This window comes from Thalassotalea coralli (genome assembly GCF_055786205.1).
This window is the reverse complement of the sequence record NZ_JBVVBK010000001.1, coordinates 294,816-308,797: the sequence shown is the minus strand read 5'-3', so window position 1 is coordinate 308,797 and position 13,982 is coordinate 294,816. Positions and strand designations below refer to the sequence as shown.

The 13,982-nt window shown below is 40.8% G+C and carries 13 protein-coding genes; 1 reads left to right on the top strand and 12 read right to left on the bottom strand.

Going from position 1 to position 13,982, the window contains the following annotated elements:
• Nucleotide 1: 1 nt before the first annotated feature.
• From ACOB80_RS01320 to ACOB80_RS01305, 4 genes are read right to left on the bottom strand one after another with little or no spacing between them, the layout of a single operon-like run.
• Entirely contained in the window at nucleotides 2–1,162 is a 1,161-nt protein-coding gene (locus ACOB80_RS01320) for a hypothetical protein (RefSeq protein WP_473163994.1), read from the bottom strand.
• Nucleotides 1,153–1,755, bottom strand: a complete 603-nt coding sequence (locus ACOB80_RS01315; RefSeq protein WP_473163993.1) for an HAD family hydrolase — start codon at nucleotides 1,753–1,755, stop codon at nucleotides 1,153–1,155. Before ACOB80_RS01315 ends, ACOB80_RS01320 begins: the two co-directional genes overlap by 10 nt.
• The gene (locus tag ACOB80_RS01310; RefSeq protein WP_473163992.1) at nucleotides 1,740–2,681 is read right to left on the bottom strand and encodes a transketolase family protein; all 942 of its coding nucleotides are present in this window, start codon (nucleotides 2,679–2,681) and stop codon (nucleotides 1,740–1,742) included. Before ACOB80_RS01310 ends, ACOB80_RS01315 begins: the two co-directional genes overlap by 16 nt.
• On the bottom strand, nucleotides 2,678–3,499 hold the full coding sequence (locus ACOB80_RS01305) for a transketolase (protein ID WP_473163991.1): 822 nt from the start codon (nucleotides 3,497–3,499) through the stop codon (nucleotides 2,678–2,680). The genes ACOB80_RS01310 and ACOB80_RS01305 overlap by 4 nt, the downstream gene beginning before the upstream one ends.
• A 221-nt stretch (nucleotides 3,500–3,720) precedes the next feature.
• Here ACOB80_RS01305 and ACOB80_RS01300 point away from each other — a divergent pair, with 221 nt between their 5' ends.
• Nucleotides 3,721–5,037: a putative sugar O-methyltransferase gene (locus tag ACOB80_RS01300; protein WP_473163990.1), complete on the top strand. Its 1,317-nt coding sequence runs from the start codon at nucleotides 3,721–3,723 to the stop codon at nucleotides 5,035–5,037.
• Here the strand turns inward: ACOB80_RS01300 and ACOB80_RS01295 are convergent.
• Genes ACOB80_RS01295 through ACOB80_RS01260 form a run of 8 tightly spaced genes read right to left on the bottom strand, consistent with a single transcriptional unit; the run spans nucleotide 5,023 to nucleotide 13,979 of the window.
• A complete protein-coding gene (locus ACOB80_RS01295) occupies nucleotides 5,023–6,402 on the bottom strand; it encodes a glycosyltransferase family protein (protein WP_473163989.1) in 1,380 nt (459 codons plus the stop codon). The genes ACOB80_RS01300 and ACOB80_RS01295 overlap by 15 nt on opposite strands.
• Nucleotides 6,399–7,346: a GDP-L-fucose synthase family protein gene (locus ACOB80_RS01290; RefSeq protein ID WP_473163988.1), complete on the bottom strand. Its 948-nt coding sequence runs from the start codon at nucleotides 7,344–7,346 to the stop codon at nucleotides 6,399–6,401. The genes ACOB80_RS01295 and ACOB80_RS01290 overlap by 4 nt, the downstream gene beginning before the upstream one ends.
• Nucleotides 7,339–8,277, bottom strand: coding sequence for an NAD-dependent epimerase/dehydratase family protein (locus ACOB80_RS01285; RefSeq protein ID WP_473163987.1), 939 nt, complete (start codon nucleotides 8,275–8,277; stop codon nucleotides 7,339–7,341). The genes ACOB80_RS01290 and ACOB80_RS01285 overlap by 8 nt, the downstream gene beginning before the upstream one ends.
• A gap of 4 nt (nucleotides 8,278–8,281) precedes the next feature.
• Nucleotides 8,282–9,457 (bottom strand): DegT/DnrJ/EryC1/StrS family aminotransferase, encoded by a 1,176-nt coding sequence (locus tag ACOB80_RS01280; RefSeq protein ID WP_473163986.1) that lies wholly within the window; start codon nucleotides 9,455–9,457, stop codon nucleotides 8,282–8,284.
• Between the two features lie 26 nt (nucleotides 9,458–9,483).
• Complete coding sequence (locus ACOB80_RS01275; RefSeq protein ID WP_473163985.1) at nucleotides 9,484–10,647, bottom strand: acyl-CoA reductase; 1,164 nt, start codon at nucleotides 10,645–10,647, stop codon at nucleotides 9,484–9,486.
• Entirely contained in the window at nucleotides 10,640–11,716 is a 1,077-nt protein-coding gene (locus tag ACOB80_RS01270; RefSeq protein ID WP_473163984.1) for a LuxE/PaaK family acyltransferase, read from the bottom strand. The genes ACOB80_RS01275 and ACOB80_RS01270 overlap by 8 nt, the downstream gene beginning before the upstream one ends.
• A complete protein-coding gene (locus tag ACOB80_RS01265) occupies nucleotides 11,713–13,242 on the bottom strand; it encodes an AMP-binding protein (protein ID WP_473163983.1) in 1,530 nt (509 codons plus the stop codon). The genes ACOB80_RS01270 and ACOB80_RS01265 overlap by 4 nt, the downstream gene beginning before the upstream one ends.
• The gene (locus ACOB80_RS01260) at nucleotides 13,239–13,979 is read right to left on the bottom strand and encodes an SDR family NAD(P)-dependent oxidoreductase (RefSeq protein WP_473163982.1); all 741 of its coding nucleotides are present in this window, start codon (nucleotides 13,977–13,979) and stop codon (nucleotides 13,239–13,241) included. The genes ACOB80_RS01265 and ACOB80_RS01260 overlap by 4 nt, the downstream gene beginning before the upstream one ends.
• Nucleotides 13,980–13,982 lie beyond the last annotated feature (3 nt).

Here is a 13,982-nt window from a genome sequence, read left to right as displayed (position 1 = left end):
TTTACGACTCCTCCCCTACAGACTCAGTAAGCAAAGCGTTAAGCTCTTTAAGCCTTAATCTAGCATTGCTTAAATAGCCTTGGCACTTGTATAACTGATGCTGCTTCTTATGAGTTAAATCTTCAACTTCCGCAGCTGAAAACGCTCGTCGTTGCGCGACTTTCGGCACAAACTCATTAAGGATAATAAAGCACCACTTAAGTTGAGTGCCTTGCAAAAATAGCGAAAATGCCTCTTTATCAATAAAGGCAGCATTTAACAAAGGTTCGTTTATAAAAGCTTTGATATGTAAAGTATCGATAGGATATCTAGGCTGACAGAAGTAGTCACATACCAACTTTATCGCTGAATCCTTTCCCGCATATTCAAAATCAAAGAAAACGACATTTTCACTGCTTCCTTCAACTAGTGCATTGTGCATACCAAAATCAGATGGTGAGGCGATATTTAGCGGAAAGCTTGTCTCTTGATATGCCGTCATCTTAGCGGACAATCCCGCTAACCAAGGCGACACTTCTTGTTCAACAAAAGCTAAACAATCTCGTGAAAGTTGATCTTGTTGTTCTATAAGCCCTTGAACTAATCGTTGTTGTCTATGCTGTAATTGTTTGAGTAATTCTTCAAACGAGTCGGTAGCATCGGATGCTAGCGGCAGCTCATTAACTAGCTCTGTATCTTGATTTAACCAATGAATAAACCTAAGGCTTTGCTCAACAAAATAACGCTGTAATATAGCACTTTCTTCCTGGCCAGCTTCCGCTTGGTTTGGCTGCTGTTTCGTATAAATGCCAACTTCTGACTGACATTTACCCCCGTTAACAAAAGACAATAAAAGTAAGCCTTTACTCTCATCAAGCGCCAACAGTTTAGGGCAGTTATTATTGTTTCCGTATTTATTTTCGAGTTTTTGATTTAACTGATAGAACGCCACTTCAGCATCAAATTTAGCTTTGCCGTAGTCAGCAATTTGCCAAAAAACTTTTACGACAAACTCAACCTGTTGGCATCGCGCTAATAACACTAAATTGTTTGCACCACCACCAAGCGTTGATAAAGACTCAAGTGTAAGACCACAACTTTGTGCAATAAACTGAGCAACTTGGTTAAAAAGCTCTGGTTCATTGAACTTGCTATGGTGACTTTCCTTTAACTTTATAGACAAGCGGCAAACTCCTGCCAGTTTTTAACCCGTGTTCCAGCAAAATCGGCATGTTGATTATTCGGATCAAACAAGACCCCTTGGCAATCTTGTGGGTATAATTCGTGAGTGAGTATTTCGACTAAATCATCGATAAAAACATCACATTGTAACTCAGCAGCTTTAACTAATTTTTGTTCTTTTTTCTGATTAAAAAACACAGATGATTCAGGTAGTAACCCGCGTTCATCGCCATGAGCAATAACACCGTACTCTTTTAACCAACTTTTCGCTGCTTGATGTAGGTCCACTTGCTCACCGATAAATGGATATTGAGTTTTGTGCGACACAATAAAAAGCTCATGGCCAGCCTGTTGTAGTTGTTCAATTACGGCAATGGCCTCGTTGTATGGCTTAGCTTTCAAAATGTGTTTGCCATAGACAAGCCCTTGTAGCTCAGTCCACTTAGCTTCAGTGTCTTGCTCGATAAAGTAAGCTTTCACTTCAGCTTTACTTTTTCCAATAGACTCAGGAATCCAATTAAGTTCAAGTGCAACTTGATGAAAAACCCCGGTGTAATCAACCAGGGTATTGTCAAAATCTATTCCGATGCGCATAACACACCTTGCTCAAGTTCAGCTAGCATTTGCTCTGCTGTTAAACCCGCAGCTTTTCTGGCATCGTCAACACTGCCTACTTGGTCGATAAAACGATCAGGAATCGCAAAGCGCTTCACTTTCTTGTTATTGGTATGAATTGAGTCGCTGTCGTTTTGCCACTCCAAGACAGCAGCACCGAAACCACCGTGAAGGCTATGCTCTTCAATAGTAATAATACTGTCGAACTTCTCAAAAGCGCGTTCCAGATAACCATCGTCCAAAGGTTTAATGGTATGAAAACTCACTAACTCCGCATGAATGCCTTTGTCAGCAAGTAACTGATGAAGTTTTTGGGCCTCTGGCATAATGGTGCCCGCAGCTAAAATCGCGATTGTATCGCCCTGAGCTAATACACTTGCTTTACCGATAGTGACTTCAGGAACATCATGGTAAACCGCCGGCTCATTTTTCTTGCCGATTCGCAAATAACAAGGGCTACTTTCTTGCACTGCTTGCGGCATCAACGCAGCAAATTCATTGGCATCACATGGGGCAATAACCATCATGTTCGGCAACACGCGCATTAAAGCAATATCTTCAAACGAATGATGAGTAGGACCTAGGTTCGCATAGCCTAATCCTGAGCCTGTACCAACAATATTGACCGGAAGGTTTTGATAGGCAATATCCACTTTAATTTGCTCAAAGTTACGTGCAGTTGTAAATGGCGTAATAGTATAAATAAAGGCCGGCATGCCCATTTTAGCAGCACCCGCCGCCATTGAAGCCATATTGGCTTCGGCAATGCCTGCATTAATGACTCTCTCGCCAGCAATCTCTTTTAAGTTATTAAAAAGGCGATTTCCTATATCCGCGTAAAACATGAGCAGATCTTTATTTTCTGCCATCAAGGTTTCTAAGGAACGTGCAAATTGATTTCTCATGTTAACCCAAGCTCCTGTTTTACTAACTCAACTTCTTCCACCGTCGGCATGCGATAGTGCCAGTTGTTGTCATCTTCCATAAAAGAGATGCCTTTACCTTTGACTGTGTGGGCAATAATGGCCGATGGTTTATCTTTGTTATCGATTGCACACTGATAGGCATCTGTCACTTGAGCGATATCGTGACCATCTATTGATTGCACATGCCAACCGAAGGCACGCCATTTTTCTTCAAGATTGTCTAAATGCATGATCTGTTCACTACGCCCCGTACCTTGCCACTTGTTAAAATCAACTATCGCAGTAACATTTGACAGTGTGTGATTAGCAGCAAACATTGCTGCTTCCCACACGGTACCTTCATTGAGTTCTCCATCTCCCATCAGCGTATAAAATCGTTGTGAGCTATTTTTAATCTTGGCCGCTAACGCCATGCCTGAAATAAGTGATAAGCCATGGCCCAATGAACCAGAGACCATCTCTACACCAGCAGGTGCGTTAACGCCGGAATGCTCTTCAAAGGCTGAGCCTGTTTTGCCATGGGTAAATAATTGTTTTTTCGAGAAAAAGCCGCGACAGGCTAAAACTGTATAGAGTAATGAAGCAGCATGCCCTTTACTTAATTGAAAGATATCACGATTGCTATCTTCGACAGTTTCAGGAGAAATATTTAAAAAATTCCAGTACAAGGAAGTTAAAAGCTCAACACCAGATAAACAACTCCCTAAATGTGGGGTTTTTGTTTGCTGAGACACTTGCGTTAAGGTTAAGCGGATCTGTTTACAAATATCCGTTAACTCTTCAGAAGAATTCTGCATGTAAATACTCGAAGTTTAAATGTGATAAATAACAAAAAACAAACCTTTAGCTTCTAGTGACTTCCGCCTAAAACTGTCTATGCCAATTAACCAACTTTTGTTGTCTGGTTAGTTATAAGCAACAACCTCGCCATAATTTCAACGGTTTTTAAGTTTATTTTTATAGACATTCTACAATTAAATCAGATAGATTCATCTTTTAAATTGCAATATTGAATTAAATGACTACAGATTCAACGATTAATCAAATTTTAAATCAACTACAAGAATTTGACTCAAAATTGGCAGTTTCCGCGCGACTTCAACAGCAATTGGATACTGAATCATCGTGGCGATCTTTAGAACCGAGCAATCAGCCTGTTTACTCGACCAACAGTTTTACCAAATTTGATAAGCAGTTTGTTCTTTCTCTGCGAGAGCATACTCAACACTTTACGGGCAATCTTCCGCCTAGTCGTTATACTCAGCAGTCTGCCGCTAAAGACTTTTATTCTGCATTAACAAAAAACCTTTCAACTAACTCTCTGTTTAATCTAAAAGCAGTATGTGGTGAGCAAGGTTGGCCAAACGATTTATTCATAGGGGATTCGGGGCCAGAGATTAATGACGACATATGTAATTACCAAGAAAGGCTAAATCATATTTATCAGACAGGCCTATTAAATAGATTAAACGATAGCGCAAAAATCATAGAAATAGGTGGCGGCTTTGGAGCGCTAGCTCACTCCATCAAATCTCGTCAAAGAAACAGCCACTACTATATTGTTGACTTAGTTACCTCATTAAAGTTTTCTTATGCTTGGTTATCAATGCAAGGCTATCGATGCAAGTTGATATTGTCAGAATGCGACATAGACCAGTTAGAGGATGAGAGTGTAGATTTTTACTTGATTAATTGCGAAGCAAAAAGTGTATTGAATCAAATTAATTTCGATTTAGCGATTAACACTCTGTCATTTACAGAAATGCCCTATGATGTCGTAAATGACTACGGGCAATTTTTAAAAGAGCGCCTCGCGGTTAAAAAAGGTATTCTTTTTGAACAAAATAATGAATACCCACAACATGAAGGAACAGGAAGGCTTGCATCAACTACTGATGTATTTAGGAATTACTTTCAACAAGAACATTTAATTACCGTTTGCTCTATGCTCGGAAAAGTAAGACTTTGGAGTAATGGTACTACGACAATTTATAGCCCGAATGTGCAAAAACGTTTTTCAAAAAATGAGTACACGATTGCCTTATTTGGAGCGTCTTATTTGGGCGCAGTATTAAGTAATGAATTTTATACTAACGATGAAATAAGCTATGTCTACGACAATAATCGAGACAAATGGGGCCAATCATTTAATGGCGTTACCATTAGTTCTCCTGAAAGTATATCAACCCACTTACAAGAAAGTGAATCAACAGGTAAACCATTAATTATTGTTATAGCGAGTCGATACATTCACGAAATTTACGAACAGCTAAGCCCTTTTAAGTCTAATGTTGTGTTTATTAATGAGTTAGAAAAAACACTAGATAAGACATAACATTTTTAACAATTTCTCAGTCCAAGCTTTGGCGTTCATTCGATTTTGCCAGTGCGCTTGTCCCTCACCAATGACTTGATGAATTCGCTCAGGATCTGCTAGCAAGCCCTCGATAAGGGCTGTCAACGAAGCTTTATCGGTAAAATACAATATTCCTTGTCCGTCTTTTAATAACAATCGGGTTTCTGGGTTATCTTGTTCAAGCAATAACACGCCACACGCTAGCGCTTCTCGAACCTTGCCTTTACATTGCTGACGAAACGGGTACGTTTGCGTATTAACAGTAATAAGTGATGATCTTAATTTTTCAGCATAATTCTCAATGGATAAGGTTTGTTCGCCGTGAAGAACGCCGCCAACATGCTTAAATTGCAACGGAAACTTCTCTCTTAACAGTTCAATCCACTGCTTTCTTTCACCAGCTGCGCTGCCAAACAAAGTGACTTCAAGATTATTTAGCCTAGCCTCGTCTTCATCAACAAAAAACAAGTTAGGCGAAAATACCGTAGGGTGAAAGAAGACTTTTTCTGCGCCAAGGTGATCCTGATAAATACCTTGTTGCGCTTTCATTTTTGCTAATCTGGTGCCATTGCTATTTTCAATAATACAGTCAGCCCAAGTTAAACAATCGCGCTCAAACGCTAAGTATGGGCTAGCATCAAGTTCGTCATAATCCCACCAAAGCGTGACAAATTTAACCTTGGGATATTTTGCTTTTAGCGTTTGCCAATAACGAGCAGGTAAAGAATCTTGTGGGTGACAAGGACTGAAAAAGACAATATCAATGGCTTCGTCATTACGGTAAGCTTTTTCTAGATTAGTTTCTATCGAAGCCGCCATATTATCGAAGAACGCAGATTGTTCGTTTTGCGGATATAAGCCATACCATTGAGTATTTGGCGTTTTAGCAGGCATTTCCTGCAGAATACTTTCTTCGAATGCTTTACTTGAAATGACAACATGCTCACCATAGTTTGCAATTTCATCAGGGGAAATTATTGGATAGTCTGACAGAGAAGATCCCCAAAGTGATTGGTTTCTATCAGCAATGGCGACTATATTTAACGCGCTAAATTGCGCTAAATGTTGTTCGGTATGAAGCCCGGCACCGTAGATAACAACAGGTGTATCCTGTAACTCACGTGTAAGCTGGTCAATTCGTTGTTGAACAAGCGCAGCGTAATCTTGTTGATAACTTCGATCAAAGCACAATACTTGATGATTGTTGACTAAGCCAGATGCTAAAACAGGTTCTACAATTTCAACCCTAGCGGCACTATCTTGGTAAGACTTTATTTCAAAGTTTTGTACTACAAACAACCAGTTAAACTGTTTTTCGTGTTTTTTATTTTGTTCACTGGTCATGAAGGTTCGCTCAATGCTTGTTGATAATCAGCAATGGTTGATGCAAGACCACTGGCAAAATCTACTGAAGGTTTCCAACCAAGCTCTGCTAATTGCCCATGACTTAGTTGCTTTTTCATCATGCCATCAGGCTTTGAAATATCCCAATGGATCTCGCCAGTGTAGCCGATCATTTGGGCTATCATTTCAGCTAAGGCTTTGATAGTAATCGTTTGGCCACCTGCGATATTGATTGGGGAACTCTCTTGATAAGATGCCGTCAGAAAGCAAATCGCATCAGCGGCATCATCCACAAACATAAACTCTCGCTCAGGCTTACCTGTTCCCCACAGCGTAACACTCGGCAATTGCTTATCTTTAGCTTCACTAAAACGAACTATTAACGAAGGAATAACGTGGCCACGAGCTAAATCAAAATGATCACCTATACCGTATAAGTTCGTTGGGATCAGATTAATAAAATCATGATGATATTGTTGTCGGTATGACTCCACCATTTTTAAGGTAGCAATTTTAGCGATAGCATAACCTTCGTTTGTCGGTTCAAGCTCTCCGGTTAGCAATGCAGTTTCGACAATTGGCTGACTTGCCAATTTAGGGTAAATACAAGATGACCCTAAATTGACTAGTTTACTAATTTTCAGCTCTGCACATGAGGTGACGACGTTTGTCCCCATCATTAAATTTTCACGTAAAAAGTCAGCGGGATCACGTCTGTTTGCTTCAATATTGCCCACTTTAGCCGCGGTGTGTATCACAACATCTGGCTGATGCTCATTTAGAAAATCTAACACCTGTTGTTTGTCACAGATATCCACTTGGCTACGGTGAGTAGCCAAAACCTGACAATCTTCACGAGCCAAACGTCTCGACAGGGCTTTTCCAACAAAGCCATTGCCTCCCGTCACCCAAACGGTCTTGTCGTTAAAGTATTCGCTAGACATTACTGTATTTGCTATTTGAGATCATGGTGTAGCCTTTTATTAGCTCGCTAATCCCCATGGCTAAACTGTGATCTGGCTTGTAACCTGTACGCTCGATTTTCTCATTAGAAACAATATAGTCGCGCTTATCTGGGTCTTCACCTATTTCAGCTTCCATAAAGACAAAGCCAGGGATTTGTTTTTGAATTTCCTGACAAAGTTCAAACTTGGATAAGTTAGCATCTGACAAACCAACGTTATAAGCTTCATTTTTCATCACGTCAAAATTATCAAGGCCGTGAACAAACGCCTTGGCAACGTCTCTGATATGGATGTAGTTGCGTTTAAAGTGCGATTCAAACAGCACAATCGCTTTATCTTTTACTGCGCGATAAACAAAGTCATTGACCAATAAATCTAAGCGCATTCGAGGCGCCATACCAAACACAGTCGCTAATCGAAAGCTAATCGTATTACCGTGATCTAATACCGCTTTTTCAGCATCAACTTTCGTTTTACCGTAAAGGCTAATAGGATTTAAAGGTGACGTTTCGTCGCAGAACTTTCCTTGCTCACCAATGCCATAACCACTGTTAGTTATTGGCATTAGAATTTGTTGTTCTGAGCTCAATAATTTAGTTAAGGAAACAACAGCGTCAGTATTTGTCGTTATGGTGCCAATCTCGTCTCTACTACATAAAGGCGCACCAACTAAGGCAGCAAGAGGAATAACCACATCAGCTTTTGCTACAAGCGGCTTAAGCAGCTTAACATCGCGGCAATCGCCTCTTACCACATCAAAATGTGGGCTGACACAATGGGCATTAAGGGAATCTTGATTAAACATAAAGTTATCAAGAACGGTGACTTTATGGCCTTGTGCCAATAGTGTCGGAACGATAATAGAGCCTAAATAACCTGCTCCACCTGTGATTAGAATATGTTTACTCATAAGATTATTCTTCTATTTTTAAATCACTCAGCACATCATGCAAGGTGTGCAACTGCTCAGTTAAGTCAAAAGGGTGGTTACCAACAAAAAAGCCAAAATCATGCGCTAAGTCAGCGTTATCACAAGGAGAATGCACGCGATAGTCATAGTGTTTTATCACATCATGACGAAGAAAATTTCCACCTGTGATCATGCGAAAACCTATGTTTGCTGTCTTCAGCGCTTTAAATACTTGCTCACGGGATATGCCACTCTCAGGTTTTACTATCATAGGAAAACAAAAAGCCGAGTTTTTACCGTTGTCTTGCTGGATTATAAATCGATTATCTTGTGCGAAAAGCTTTTGAAATGTTTTTAAATTCTGACGACGCTGTTCTGTAAAGGCGGGTAACTTTTTCAACTGCTCGCTACCTAACGCACCGTGAAGCTCTCCTGGGCGAACATTGTAGCCAGGCAAAATAAAACGATAAGCTTCTTCAAAATCATTGTCAGTTTTTTCAAATAGGCCACTGTCTTGCGGCTGCCCTCTCGTCCAACCATGATTTCTTAACGACAAGGCGAGCTGATATAACTCATCATCGTCAGTCAATAACATGCCGCCTTCCATGGTCGATACATGATGTGAAAAAAAGAAACTGAAAGTGCCAATATCACCGAAAGTGCCCGCTTTTTTGCCCTGCAATTCTGCGTCTAACGATTCACAATTATCTTCGAGAAAATACAGTTGATGCTTATCGGCTAAGGCGCGCATTTTATCAAGCTGAGCAGGGTTGCCTAGAATACTAACACCAACAATCATTCGCGTTTGAGGTGTTATCGCTGCTTCAAGCTGCTCGATATCAACATTTAAAGTCTCTTTCTCGACATCAACAAAGACAAGTTTGAGCCCGTATTGTTGAAGCGGGTGATACGTAGTTGCCCAAGAAATCGCAGGCACGATAACTTCATCGCCTCTCTGTAATGGTTTTTGTTTTTTGTAAAACAAAGCTGCGGTAGCAATAAGATTTGCTGAAGAGCCTGAATTAACCATGACAGCATGCTTTTTATCGTGATAGTCAGCAAATTGGCGTTCAAATAAAGCAACTTTTTCGCCCATGGAAAAAAAGCCACTGTCGATAACCGACTGCATGGCTTTGTGCTCGTTATCATCAAAGGTTGGCATCGCCAACTCGTAATACATACTTTTACTCCAAAATCACGGCTTTTCTAGGCGTTAGAAAATGCTGTAATAAGATCTTTGCCATCCCAGTGATGACTAAATACCAATGATTGTCCCAGCGCCACACACCGCTTGAAATTCAGCTGTGTTTTGACGTTTTTTCTTATTTGCATGATTGCAGCAACATCTATTCCAAAACTTGCCATTGTTTGGCAGTGGTTGAATGTTTCGATATCTTCAAGCTTTAGAACATTCTGCTCGATAAACTGGTAAAGTCCAAGATGCTTGTCGATACTTGTTCTAAGCATTGAATCACATTGATACCTAACAAGCACATTATCTTTTTCAATTGCCGTAAGGCCTGTCTCGCCTAACGCCATGGACTGCTGAAACGCCACCCGCTCAATTTGTTCGGCGGCACTCAATGGTGTATCAGCTAAAAATTCGGTGACCCCTTTATCAACTAACTGCCAAAATTTAGTTTTCACTGATTCTGTTGTATCTACCCAAAAGACAACTTTAGGTGAAGAACAGGCTTGTTGATAAAAAGGCTTAATATCGGATAAGAAAGCGCTAGCGGCTTGTTTAACGTCATCATTGTTGAGTGATAGGGTCGCACAAGAATAACGATCTGGGAATGAAACAGTTACCCCGTCTTCTTTTTGCGTTAGTTTAGAAATGCTATCGACAGTTGCATCACTGCCCCAAACAACTCTGACATCAGCTTTAAGGGACAATTGCTCAGTCAAATTTTCGTTGTTTTCTGTACTATAGCGAACAATGGCAATATTGTTTGCTAGGGCTTGTAAATCTAGAGTTTCTAGCGCTTTTTGGTAAAGGGACAACACTTGAGTACTTGTCTCAGATTGTTTAGAACTTAAGCGCAACAACGTTGGATTGCCTGCTAAAACAGAAACAATTATCGAGTAAAAAAATAGCGTATCGACATTGCCAGGAGCAATATGAAAAGCAAGCCCACGCCCTGTTCTACGTTCACCATTTTCATACTCAGACGAAATTGCCGTTAAGTTTGCACGCCTTAGCCAAAAGCCTAATGCGGTCAAATGACTATCGCCCTTTCCTTGTGAAAGAAAGTACTCACCTAACAAAGCTAATTCTGACATTATTTTCGACGAAAAAGCATTAAATGCAGGTTGTTCAAATATAGCGTTATTACCCACTAAAAAAGAAAGCTGAGGGGTGTTAGACATTACTACACCCTCTTATCTCGGCATCTTTAAGTCGACCTTGGATAGTGAAATATTTACCTTTCAGGCCACAAGGGCAGTCATCGATACCATGAACAGTGCCTAAATCTTCCGTTAAAATAACGTGACCGGGGTAGCTACTTGGCAATAAAGACGATATTTTAACAACACCTTGCTCGCCTAGTTCTGCAGCTTGCTCTATATTGCTGAGTGACATTATGTCGATATCGCCCCATGACGGGGTGTGTAACATGCCATGCGAACATTCAACATAAACAGTGCCTGTTTGCTCAGCCATACCATAAAAATTGTGAATAGCTAAATCACCTAATACCTTGCTCGCATGCGCTTTAAAAGTGTCGTTGCTGACCGCTTGCTCTTGTAGCTTTTTCCAGCCTCCGCTATGAAGAAGAATGCCCTGTTCGAATGGTAATTTATTGCCAATGACGCCATAGTTTTTATGTTGTGATAACGCTTGAATAAAGTGCTGCCACACCATAAAAGTAAAACCAAAGAGCAATACTTTTTGTCCTTGATACTTGTCAGCAAACGCCATTATTTTTTCTAGATTAAGCGACATATCTTCATTCAGGGCATAGGTGAAGTCGCGACCAAATAACATAAGCCCCTGAATACCGGCACCGCGCGCTGAATATTGCAATTTGTCTTTTATCACATTGGGGTGGTCTATGATAAGCATTGGTAAACGTTGTTGACCAAGCCAATGCTTCATAATGCTCACTAGTACTTTTTGCTGCCTAACTATGGTGCCTTTATCGAGAAAAATCTTAGACACCTGCTGACTACTCGTACCCGACGAGGTAATGGTTTTAAACACTTGCTCGGGTTCAACACTGTGCAGAGTAAATTGTTTAAATAACTTTGCTGCAAGTGGCGGTGGATTAGCGTAATCAATTTGATCACCTGCTGTGAATGACAGAATATTTTGATATGCCTGACAATAGTTTAAATGATGCTGTGTCAGCGCACGCATTTGCTCGCGAAACATTTGCTGTTTCTTATCTTCCAGCCACTGGTATGCTTGCCAGTTTTCAACGTCCTGCCAGTTCAATCGACTTTACCTTGTTGATAAGAAGACGCTTTTAATCTGCCGCTCGACAGGTCATGCTTAGGTGCTAACTCAGATGCCAATGCTGCGTAATCCAGCTTTCCTGTCGCCATACGTGGTAAAATTTCAATTGAATTAACCTTAATAAAATGCGCCGTAAAACCCAAGTTGTAGGCAAGCTTTCGGGTGATCATTTCAGTAGCCTCTGCATCTGCTTTTTCAACAATACAAACGAGCCTATCATCTTCTCCCAATGCCGCAGCTTCATATCCCCATGTTCGTATTGTCGACTCAACTTCATCCAAACTAATTCTTAGACCCGCTATTTTTAACATCCGCTTTAAACGACCTGTAATAAAAAAATCGCTGGCTTCGTCTTTATAAGCTAGGTCGCCAGTAAATAGCTGAGAAATGGCTTTCCCTTGTGATAAGTCTGCCATTGACTCAGCATAGCCTAACATAACGTTTTCACCTTGATACACCAACTCACCTACTTGGTTGCTGTTAGTAATTTGAGCACCATTTTCATCTATTAGTCGTAATTGACCATGAGGAATAACTTTGCCGATAGAACCGGGTTTCTCTAACGCCTTTTCTGGCGACAAATAGCTTATACGCGCAGTGGCTTCTGTTTGCCCATACATCACAAACAGCTGTTTATTTTGTTGCTGACAAAATGTCGCTAATTCCAACACTTTTTCTGGCGCCAATTTACCACCGGCAACTCCAAAAAATCTCAAAGTTTGGACAGGGACTCGCGCAAGATTAAGCTTCATCAGCATTTGGTAGTGATAAGGAACGCCGTAAAAACAGCTAATGCTGTGTTGCTTAATAAGTTGCCAAAAATTAGGCGAGAGAACACTGTCTTGTGTTAATACGATGGTACTTCCTGACGCCAAGTGAGTATGTAATACCGATAAACCAAAGCTGTAATGAAAAGGCAAGGTAGTAATGGTTTTGTCTTCATCTGATATAGGCAAGTACTGACAGATACTTGCACAGTTAGCCGCTAAGTTATCATAACTAAGCTTAACTAATTTGCCGCTGCCAGTGGTACCTGATGTGGATAACAATAAGGCGAGATCTGGAAATATAGAATGTTCTGCAGAAGCATCAGGGGTATCTAAACGCTTCACCTGATCATTTTCATCGATAACAAAGTTAATCGCGTAACGCTTTTGCCATTCAGTTAACTTATTTAAGGAAGTTAGGTCAGAGGCAGTTGTTTCAGAGGTTTCAGTTTCGCCGCCTGTTCTTTCCTGTTTATCACTTTCCGTTAGCCAAACAAGATGACCTAAAGATAGTAGAGCTAAATAGTTAACAACGAACGCTATACTGGGGTTTGCCGTAACTAGCCATAGGCTTTTTCGATGAAGTAAGTCTTTAGGAGTCTTTGCAATTAATTCTTGCTGTCTTTGCTCAACCAGTTGATGAAGCGCTAGATAGCTGATTTCACGCTCACCTTCTATCAGTGCGACATTGGTTGAATATTGTTGAGCTAAAAAAGCAGTCTGCCAAAATGGCGTCATAATACTAAACCACCATCGACACCTATATTCTGACCATGAATGAAACTGGCCTTATCGGAGTGCAAATAAGCGATAAGCGCTGCAACATCTTCTACCTTGCCTAAGCGCTTTAAGGGCGTTGCATCTAGAATGTTTTGTCTTTTAGTTTCGTCGTAATGCTGCACTAATTCAGTGTCAATAAAACCTGGGCTCACCCCATTAACACGAATGCCCATTGGGCCTAACTCTTTGGCTGTTGATTGAACAAAACCAAGTACGCCAGCTTTCGCCGCGCCGTAAATAGCCTGCCCTGCCGCACCTTGCTCTGCAACCACAGAAGACAGCAATGTAATAACGCCGTGTTTATTACGCATCATTAGACGGCTTGCTTGCTGGGTAAAATAAATAGCAGAGTGTAAATTGGTATGGATACTCGATTCAATTTGCTGCTCTTTGGTCATCATCAATAACGACTCAGTTAGTTCGCCAGCGCAGTGAACAAGGCCAGCCAACTGATTTTGATCGGCACGTAAGCTCTCGTTAAGAGTATTAAACAAGTCTTTAATATCGTCTTGTTTATTAACATCACACTGGCATAATCCAACGGAAACGTCATAACTCTCGGTAATGTCTAACTGAAGCGCTTGTAAGCGCTCATGACTACGACCTGTGATAAACAAAGAGTGACCTTCTGCGGCTAAAGCCATGCAAGTTGCTTTGCCGATGCCGCCTGTTGCTCCTGTCACCAAAGTAGTCATGTG

Coding starts and splice junctions, on each gene's coding strand:
- ACOB80_RS01315 (WP_473163993.1), bottom strand. CDS start 1,755: ATGCGCATCGGAATAGATTTTGACAATACCCTGGTTGATTACACCGGG.
- ACOB80_RS01310 (WP_473163992.1), bottom strand. CDS start 2,681: ATGAGAAATCAATTTGCACGTTCCTTAGAAACCTTGATGGCAGAAAAT.
- ACOB80_RS01305 (WP_473163991.1), bottom strand. CDS start 3,499: ATGCAGAATTCTTCTGAAGAGTTAACGGATATTTGTAAACAGATCCGC.
- ACOB80_RS01300 (WP_473163990.1), top strand. CDS start 3,721: ATGACTACAGATTCAACGATTAATCAAATTTTAAATCAACTACAAGAA.
- ACOB80_RS01295 (WP_473163989.1), bottom strand. CDS start 6,402: ATGACCAGTGAACAAAATAAAAAACACGAAAAACAGTTTAACTGGTTG.
- ACOB80_RS01290 (WP_473163988.1), bottom strand. CDS start 7,346: ATGTCTAGCGAATACTTTAACGACAAGACCGTTTGGGTGACGGGAGGC.
- ACOB80_RS01285 (WP_473163987.1), bottom strand. CDS start 8,277: ATGAGTAAACATATTCTAATCACAGGTGGAGCAGGTTATTTAGGCTCT.
- ACOB80_RS01280 (WP_473163986.1), bottom strand. CDS start 9,457: ATGTATTACGAGTTGGCGATGCCAACCTTTGATGATAACGAGCACAAA.
- ACOB80_RS01275 (WP_473163985.1), bottom strand. CDS start 10,647: ATGTCTAACACCCCTCAGCTTTCTTTTTTAGTGGGTAATAACGCTATA.
- ACOB80_RS01265 (WP_473163983.1), bottom strand. CDS start 13,242: ATGACGCCATTTTGGCAGACTGCTTTTTTAGCTCAACAATATTCAACC.
- ACOB80_RS01260 (WP_473163982.1), bottom strand. CDS start 13,979: ATGACTACTTTGGTGACAGGAGCAACAGGCGGCATCGGCAAAGCAACT.